Genomic DNA, 8,945 nt, shown 5'->3' with positions numbered 1-8,945 from the left:
AACGGTAGATTTTCTAACCCACAAACGAGTAAGGAATAAAGGACAGGAGCAGCAATATTTAATTGAGAATAACCATGAACCGATTGTCTCGAAGGAACTATTTGAAGCGGTGCAAAAGGAAAAGGAACGGAGAGCCAAGCTAAAAGGGAGTGTGATGGGGGAGAGTAAAAGATACTCCAGTAAATATGCACTGAGCAGTAAAGTATATTGTGGATGCTGTGGAGCCATTTTTAAACGCCGAACCTGGAACAGCAATAACCCATCCAAAAAAGTGGTATGGCAATGCAAAACGTATGTCAATAAAGGTAAAGCAGCATGTGATGCCAAATCAGTCGATGAACAAGTTTTACATTCCGCGTTTGTACGATTGTTCAATCGGATGTATGAGAATAAGAAAGGATTCATGAAGACGTTGAAAGCCAATATTGAATCGGTACTTTCCAGCAGAGTAGAGCAAACATCGTTATTAGACATCGAAGGACAGATGCAACAATTGAAATCCGACCTGAAGGAATTAGTGAATCTCAAGCTACGGAATCAAATTGATGAGGCCGTATATGAAGAAGAAACAAACAGGCTTTCCAGTGAGCTAAACGAGCTGCGACAACAGAAGCTGGCACTGGAGCAGGAGCATGAGCAGCAAGCAAAAATCAAGGAACGTGTCGATGAAATTATCCAAGTACTAAGCACACAGCAGGATATACTGGAACAATTTGATGATAACCTATTTAATGCGTTGGTGGAGAAGATCACGATTCTCTCACCAGCGCATTTTGTTTTTACCTTGAAAAGTGGAATGAGCATAGACGAGATACTGGACTAAAAAAATCATAGGGTAATGCGATAAATAGGCTAACGAGTAACTGTGGGTTGTATGACGGGAAGAATCAATCGAATCCCGTCTTTAACTCCTTCCATATAGATGGACTGTTTGTCCTGACTTAACTGATAGCCTATGGCTTCTTCCCATTCGGATAGCAGATGTTGAATATCCTCGTTTTGGTTGGTTTTGAATTGATCCATTTGGGTGAATAGACTTTTGTCCTCTGTTGAATATGAGGCTTGTTTTTCACTGGCAAGTTCTAATTCATAAAATCGTTGGCGTAACGCTTCGAGAAACCAATCTGGCCAATTTGACATAACACATTTTCCCTCCCGTGGTTGAAGTGTGTGTATGTTAACTCTGATGGGGAAGGATGGCAAGTCATTGTTTTGTAAAGTAAGTGGCTTGCTATGTTACTTAGTTACTGTTTTTGAACATGTAAAGGCTTATTCCTACTCATTAGATCAAGTTGGAATAAGCCTTTGTGTTTCTTAAATGTTATAAATAAATTTGTGTTTGCTATGTTGGCCACAGTAAACGACTTATCATATCATTGCTCAGAATCCTCGTGCATTAAATCTAGAAAATCGTAAATTGTATTCGCAAGAAAATACATATTACTCATATCATCAGGATCTTCAGACTCTTCTTCGTGATCCCAAAAGTAAATTTTCTCATAGTACTCTGTATTTGTTCCTAAACAAATCACATTTCCCCCAGGATCATTTCCAATTGGAATAAATCCTTGTGGTAGTCTGTCTTCATATATATCTAAATAATCCTCTAAGTTACTATACATATCTCCTATACCATAGAATACATTTAAAACATCTTCACCTTGCTCATCTGAAATTTTAAACATGTTTGGTACGGGATAACCTCCGTTAGACTCTTGTAAGAACTTCTTATACTGTTCAGTAAATTTTACATCATGCTCTATCTCAAATTCTTCAATTTCCTCTAATGTGAGGGGGGGGTGTGAGCCTTCCATTTGTGCCATGTTTATATCCTCCTATAATATTTATTTACTATTTCTTCCGTTTATTTTAGATACTCCTCCACTATGAGTAAATTCTGCATGTATTTTCTCCTCAACTAGAATCATTGTCTTTCCGTCTTCATGATGATGCCATGTGTAACCCTCAGGAGGCTTATTCTGTGCTGAGATTGGCGGATCGGAATCTTTACTCAAACGGGCTTCAGTGTTTGCTGCCTTGTAATCTGCTGTACGATTTGTTGGTGATGCAATCTCAATCTTAACAGGTTCTACCTTAGGATGTGCATAAGGTGTGAAATTTGGATAACCTCCAGGATAACTTACAGCTTGCCCTTTTTTATTTATATAGGTCCAAGTTCCATTCTCATCAATTGTAATCTTTCCGCCTTTTTTTAGCCACTTAGCTGGATCACGCGAATTTTTAGGTTTTGTTGCAAGTATCTCTTTAGTGAAGCTTTTAACTTCACCTGCTAGCTGAGTACTCTTACCAGAGTACTCTCCTGATTTTAACGCATCAATCTGTTTTTGTCTCTCAGGTGTTACTGGCTCACGTGGTCCATTCGTAGATTTACGAACATCAAGCCTCTTATGGTCAGGACCATCATGTGCAAATTGAAATGGACTCTTTCTCGCACCTTGCCTGTCCATTTTTTTGCCCGTTTGTGCTATCCAACCCCCTAAGGGCTGAATCGGTTTAGGGACAATACTCGAATTCGTCTTAAACTTCCCAGCACTTAAAGGGGCTGAGGGAATGCTCGATTGTTTGGAAGACTGACTTGAAAATTCGGTAATGGGTATTTTTTTAGACTTGACTATCTTTCCAATATTTTTGAGTGATTTAACTCCTTCAACTAGTTCTGCAATATGGATAATGGTTTCCCCTACACGTGTAACACCATGAAATTGAGAAGCACCTGCATAATAATTTTCATCGGCTGAAGTAGTAAGCTTATCCATACTGAGGGTCTCTGCGCCTTTAATCATAGGATCAACATAACTTTGCCCAACTTGCTTTGCATCATCTATAACAGTATCCAAAGATTTATTGAATTGGAGGAGATCTTTTGTGTATTGAATTTGGTGTCGTTTCTGTTCTTCAGGGTAATCGGCACCATATTTAAATCTATCGGCAGTGCCTTCTCCCAAAACATCATCTATTAACAATTCTATAAAGGATAAGGTTGCCGCATCTCTTACTCCCTTCCACCGAGAATCACTATTTGCATCCACTCTGTTCTGTTTCACTTGCTCCAATCCGTGTTCAGCTACCATCATTTCAAATGCTGAAGCCAGTGGGGAATGCATCTTATGTGTAGAGGCTTTTAATTCAATTTTGGAGCTGAGTGCATTGACATTCTCTTTCAACTCAATCGCATCCGATAATGTGTTTACATATAATCCTTTTGTCCCCTTTAACGTAATGGATTGTGCATTTAATCCTAGATGGCCGCTGGCCTGAATCTGTACACTCTGCGTGCTGCTTAGACTTACGCCATGGGAAGCATTCATGGAGATATACAGCATGCCTTCCTTGGCGCTCATATTCAACTCGGAATCCCCCAGCGTAAAAGATTTGCCTTGGGGGTTACGGAAGGATTTGACTCCCGGATCTGCCATAGTCTGTTCATGGTGTTGTTGCATGGAGCCTGAATCTACTCCTTTTGGAGAAGCAACAGACGCCGAGTGAGCGGATGGAGGGTCAAGCCGTACGGACTGTACTACCATAGCATCGTCTTCATTTGCGCTTGGGAAATACAGTTTTACCTGAGCGCCTTTTTCCGGCATCAGATACCAGACCTGATTGCCTTCTGCGGAATAGGGAAACCACTGGGTATCCTTGGGATTTTGGTGCTTATCCATATCCAAATGAAGGCGAACTTGATTACGGCTGACTTCCAGGATTTTTCCTTCAATCGCTGCGCCGATAATGGTTTGATTATATGTTTTGGCGATGGTTACACCCTGTGGCAAGACACATTCGTAGGACCAGGTCATTAAGCCGTTTGTCATGATGCCTGTCCTTCTGGTAATGACATAGGTAAGACCAGAACGTTTGACTTCATCGCCCAGTTGCAGCATTTCAGGCCATTCGAAGGTGTAGCTGGTATAGTCCTCTGCGGAGGTATTCGCTCTTCCGTTCGCAGCATGGTTTAAATACGGGGTAATCTGTCGTCGCATGCGAAAAGGTACATCTTTTAAAACAATCTGTCGACGTCCTTGAGGAATACCGATCCAAACTTGAATGCGATGAGCGGTTATATTCGGGACAAGTACAGCCCCAACATGAGAAGCCAGACGTTTCAAAAAAGTCCAATCCGTCTCCTGATACTGCATGATGAATTGCCCCGTTGGCTTCTTGCCAAAAGCTTCATCCAGCATATCCGAACCTTGATAATCGGAAAGCACCTCTTGCGCGATATCTGTATAGTTACGATTGACTTGCTGAAAGGAGCGATTCTTCAATTGTGTATCTAAAGTAAAGGTATGGGATATGGCTTCAATTGTGACATACATGTCTTGATGTACGTGTTGAACTTCCACATGATATAGTTGTCCTCTGAATAAGGGTTGCTTTTTTCCGTTTTCATCTTTAAATAACAATTCAACGGGATCGTCACTGCTGCTTTTTTGGATGATGGTGTCTTCCTGCTCGGGGTTCATTTGCCCCGTCACGATGAGTCTGGCGTGATCACCCAATTGCTGGTTCACTTTCACCTGTTTCAGGCGTACAGAACCGTAAGGCCAACTGAACCGAATATCCTGATAGGTGAGTAAACCTGTTGATATTTCTCCCATAAATGATTCCTTTCTGCGACAAAATAGCTATCCTTCCTGGCCGTCTTGCTCAATGGAAATCATGCCCCCACAAGAGCATACCAGCGTAGATTTACTTAATAGTGCCTGCTCTCCTTCGATGAGTACATCTTCCTTGCCATCACTCCATTTGGAACCAAAAGGAATCGTTGGCTTACAAACGTCTCCTGTCACTTTACAAAAGCCAAAGGCTCCTTCTTTACTGATGTTGGCACCACAGACGGCATCGGCAACATTCAATAACGGTTCATTTTGACTGTATATGCCATGGTCGATCATCAGGTTGAGGACACCAGGATCGGTTCCTTGAGTGCATTTCAGCGTTGCACCCCGTGTAACAAAAGAGTATTCGCCACTTAACATACCGGAGACTAGCGCTTGGAGAATGATCGGCAGAAACATAGACTTTCCTCCTTATCTAACTCATTTCATGATTATGCTCTACAAAATGGATCAAGCGGATGATCGCATATGATAGCGGATGCCATAACGGAGCGTCCTCCAGCTTGAATTGAATACTTCCTGTGAACGCACGTCCTTGCCATGAACGAACGAATACGATTTGATAGTAGGGATGAGGATCGACGATAAATAAAGCTTCATAACAGGCGATAAGCCCCTGTTCTAGTTCTAACGTGTTTTCTTCAATTAGTTGCATGTCTGGCTGAAGCTTTTTGGCTCCACGGGCCAGTTGTTGCTGCATCCATAACACTTGCTCCTGATGAAGCGGCTCTTCCCGCCAATGTAAGCCCAAACTAACTCCTTGTGCCTGATCTCGGTAGATGACCCGATGAGGATTCCGACCTCCTTGTTTGTCGAATCCTGTTGTTTCTGTGAAAGAGCAGGGGAGGGGAAACGTCATTTGATCGGCAAAAGCTGCTCTGACTTGTATTGGTATCTTTTGATCGTTATGTAGCACCAAGCTTCCCTGGGATATTCCCTTGATGCATTCATCTACCGATAACAGCATCCAATCTTCTTCTCCCGCAGCCTGTAACTGTTCTTGTAACTTGCGTTCGTTAAATTGATCTAGAAAGATTTCGTCCCAATACGTTGTTGTCATCCATATTCCTCCTAAGCAAGCTCCACAGATTGAAGTCTGAATCCGCTCAGATTACGTCGAAGCAGACTTTCAGCGGCTTCAATACTGATGATAAAGTAGGGCTCCCTGATCCCCTGTATGGTGAAAAAATGCTGTCCTTGAACCTTTTCTCGATCTAACACGAGCCGTTTAATATATTGACCTTGTAGGTCGAACTCAGCACGGGGAGATAGTACATCCATGGCTGGGGCATAAGGCATCCAATATAGTGCTGACTGGTTGTCTTTTCGGTCGATCAGATAGACCCGTTTGAAGCGGGCTTGCACATTGTATTTTGCCAAGATGCGTTTCATTGCGTTGGACAATAAGGTTGTAGGGACAGACAACCAATCCGAAAACTCCCCATGTATAGGAACGGTCATATCCAATACTTGCACGGGAGGAAAATCTTCAAAGGACGTGTTTCTGGGTAAGGAGGAAGGTTGTATTTTGTAAGGAATTCGGGTATCTTCCAACAATACATAGTAGCGCTGCATTTTATCGCCCCCTTGGTTAATCCACCCACTGAACCATCTGTAATTGCGACGGGCTGAGTCTGAAATGTTCTTGATTTGATTTGGAAAGCATTGTTCCTTGCATGGAGGCACCCTTAAAATCGACTTGTTCCCCAAAATGAGCTCCTACTAAGTTGACACCATCCAGATTGGCGTTTGTAAAGCGAATGCCTAATAGTCCTGTTCGATAGCTACCTTCCCGAAAAACGTTGCCTTTAACTGCATAAAAATGGACACCCCGTAGATCGCTGCCTGAGAAATCGGCATCACTCAGGATCGAACCGCTAAAATCTACGTCTCTAAGGTTGGCGTTTCTCCACGTTGTACCTAGCAATACACAGTTTCTAAATTGACTGTTTGAAAAATCGCCCATACCAAAATCACTGTAGCGCAGATCTTTTTCCACCATTCGCAGATCTCGAAGTGTAGCGCCTTTTACATTTTCGAAAGGATGCTCTGTTTCGCCTTCGTCCAGTAATCGTTGTTTTAAGTCATTCTCATGTAATGGCACGAGGTCTTCGATGTACACTTGCTCACTTTGATCCTTGAACTCGCCAATTCTGATGAATAAGCACTTCGCCTTTTGGATGGACTGATACTCTGGCATTTCAATCATCTGGTGAACGGCTAAGCGCAGGAGAGTGGCAATAAACTGATGAAAATAGTGAGATGAGCTCCATACCATCCTTTCTACATCCGCGCGATTCAGCAGACGGATATAGGGTTTTCGTTTCTGGTCAAGTACATCGATGATGGAAGCTATAGAACGGAAGGCCCATGAGGCATCGTATGTTACCGTGCAATTGACTTGATCGAAATACCATTCATCCGAATAGGCTTCGATAACATAGAGATACGTCTGATCTAAAATAGATGTACGTAACATAGAAAAATGAATATAACCGATGGGGGCTTTCTCATTTCTGTCCTGCATGTTCTTAATGAGCTGACACATTTCACGAAACGCGGACACTAGGTCTACTGTGAGGATGGTTTTATTTCGTTGAAATTCAGCTTCAAGAGCCTGTAAGTTTTCTTCCAAAAGAGGTACAAAATCATGTTCATAGATCTGTTTTAGCGCCGCTTGTTTATCCACTTCGCTGATTCCCTCCTTTCATTAATTCATTTTGATTTCCGTGCCGGATAAGGTAGTGGTATCCTCCAGCGTGATGGTGTTGCCTTTACCGGATAACTCGATTTTTCCAGCGGAAAGCTGGATACTGCTAGATGCCAGTACAATATCAGAGCCTGCGCTGATATTTACATTTTTTCCGCTTACGATATCAATGCCGGTTTTATCGTTAATCACAATGGACATCCCATTACCTGAGATGACGATTTGATCCGGGGCTAGCATGATTTCTTTGCCATATTTCGTCCGCAACGTCTTAATAGCAGGGTCAGCCATGCGATCTGGTGCAGGCGGGGCTGCGGACAGAGCCGAAGAAGATACAGTCGAATGCGCTGAGGTTGCTGATGCATGCCCAGGAGCAGAGGGTCTCTCTACCGAATGCTGCAGTTCTCTTTTAACCGAGCTGATCGCATACCCTTCTTCTTCCTTATAACTGGGGAAATAGATACGGATGCTGTCCCCGTCCTCAGGCATACAATACCAGCCCGTGTTATCCGCAGATGCATAAATGGTAGAGTAGGGAAACCAGTAATCGGTATTGGGGTCCTGCTGGTCGTCCATATCAAGCTTGGCACGGATTTTGTCCCGACGAACGCTAAGTACCTTGCCCTGAATGGAAGCGCCGATAATAGAGCGATTGTAATCTTTAATGGGACGTAGGCCGCTTCGTGGTGACAGCTTGGCGGTATGGGTCAGCACCCCGTCTTTCATCTCCGTTAGCACCTCAGCGACCAGCAAAAGGTGGCCTTTAAAAGTCACTTCATAGCCAGGCTCTAGCAACTTTTCCGTTTCAACTTCATACTGGATAAAATCCGCATCACGCACGCCGGGGATATGGTTCTCCGAGGCCGTTTGATAATCCGCTACCCGTTTAGTTACTTTATAATTGGTAGATTGTATTTCACCCTTGCTGAGTCCCATAGGCAGGCCAAAATAAAACTTCGGCACGCCATAGCCCACCGCAGGAATGAGTGGAGAGTAGAAGTGGGAAGCCATTCGTTTCAGAAATTGCCAGTCGGTTTCATCGTATTGCATGATAAAGGTGCCGATAGGCTTCTTATGGGACACCACATCCATGGCTTCGGCTTTGGAGTAGTCCGACACAATACTTTCGATCAGACCCGTATAGGTGAGCTTGGGGTTCTGGAAAGAGCGTTGATGCCGCTTAATATCTAACTCGTAGGTATGAGATATGGCTTCGACGGTTAGGTAATGAACCCCGTGAACGACTTTTTCCTCCACATCTAAGGCAATACCTCGAAACAAGGGTTGTCGATTTCCATTTTTATCCGTGACAAAAGCTTTGACCTGAGTTTCTTCATCCGAAGCACGTACATACAGCTCTCGCTTTTTCTCCGAGATAATGCCTGTACAGATCATTCGGGCATGGTCATTGACTGTTTTTAAAATTTTAAGTTCATGAAGGCGAACGAATTCATAAGGCATGATTTCGATATGACCGTAAGTCACGATATTTTCCATAGGTGTCTCCTTCTATAGTTGTGTTTAGTAAGTGACATTCTAAATCCAGCATATGTATTTATCGGTTAAAAGAGAGATTAAGTTTACAGAATGGCCCATTC

The 8,945-nt window shown here is 43.1% G+C and carries 9 protein-coding genes; 1 reads left to right on the top strand and 8 read right to left on the bottom strand.

All coding sequences use genetic code 11. From position 1 onward, the window contains the following. The coding region (locus L696_RS0118185; RefSeq protein WP_025684908.1) for a recombinase family protein at positions 1 to 823 on the top strand (823 nt) is incomplete at its 5' end. Positions 824 to 852: 29 nt separating this feature from the next. On the opposite strand, the gene L696_RS31005 is transcribed toward L696_RS0118185, so the two are convergent. The 8 genes from L696_RS31005 to L696_RS0118145 all read right to left on the bottom strand — a co-directional run bounded on the left by L696_RS31005 (position 853) and on the right by L696_RS0118145 (position 8,844). Continuing rightward, positions 853 to 1,140, bottom strand: coding sequence for a hypothetical protein (locus L696_RS31005; RefSeq protein ID WP_025684907.1), 288 nt, complete (start codon positions 1,138 to 1,140; stop codon positions 853 to 855). Positions 1,141 to 1,373: 233 nt separating this feature from the next. Continuing rightward, positions 1,374 to 1,823 (bottom strand): SMI1/KNR4 family protein, encoded by a 450-nt coding sequence (locus L696_RS0118175; RefSeq protein ID WP_025684906.1) that lies wholly within the window; start codon positions 1,821 to 1,823, stop codon positions 1,374 to 1,376. A 21-nt stretch (positions 1,824 to 1,844) separates the two neighbouring features. Continuing rightward, positions 1,845 to 4,616: an HNH endonuclease gene (locus L696_RS0118170; protein WP_025684905.1), complete on the bottom strand. Its 2,772-nt coding sequence runs from the start codon at positions 4,614 to 4,616 to the stop codon at positions 1,845 to 1,847. A 27-nt stretch (positions 4,617 to 4,643) separates the two neighbouring features. Continuing rightward, a complete protein-coding gene (locus L696_RS0118165; RefSeq protein ID WP_025684904.1) occupies positions 4,644 to 5,036 on the bottom strand; it encodes a DUF4280 domain-containing protein in 393 nt (130 codons plus the stop codon). Between the two features lie 16 nt (positions 5,037 to 5,052). Then, positions 5,053 to 5,697: a hypothetical protein gene (locus tag L696_RS0118160; RefSeq protein WP_025684903.1), complete on the bottom strand. Its 645-nt coding sequence runs from the start codon at positions 5,695 to 5,697 to the stop codon at positions 5,053 to 5,055. 11 nt (positions 5,698 to 5,708) lie between these two features. Next, entirely contained in the window at positions 5,709 to 6,212 is a 504-nt protein-coding gene (locus tag L696_RS0118155) for an imm11 family protein (RefSeq protein WP_025684902.1), read from the bottom strand. A gap of 16 nt (positions 6,213 to 6,228) precedes the next feature. After that, complete coding sequence (locus L696_RS0118150; protein WP_025684901.1) at positions 6,229 to 7,326, bottom strand: pentapeptide repeat-containing protein; 1,098 nt, start codon at positions 7,324 to 7,326, stop codon at positions 6,229 to 6,231. A 21-nt stretch (positions 7,327 to 7,347) separates the two neighbouring features. Next, positions 7,348 to 8,844 carry a hypothetical protein gene (locus L696_RS0118145; protein ID WP_025684900.1) on the bottom strand — a complete coding sequence of 499 codons (1,497 nt, stop codon included), beginning with the start codon at positions 8,842 to 8,844 and terminating at the stop codon, positions 7,348 to 7,350. Positions 8,845 to 8,945 lie beyond the last annotated feature (101 nt).

The sequence above is a fragment of the Paenibacillus maysiensis genome (assembly GCF_000520815.1).
GTDB lineage: Bacteria > Bacillota > Bacilli > Paenibacillales > Paenibacillaceae > Paenibacillus > Paenibacillus maysiensis.
The sequence above is the reverse complement of the archived record's forward strand: the minus strand, read 5'-3'. Positions and strand labels throughout refer to the sequence as shown.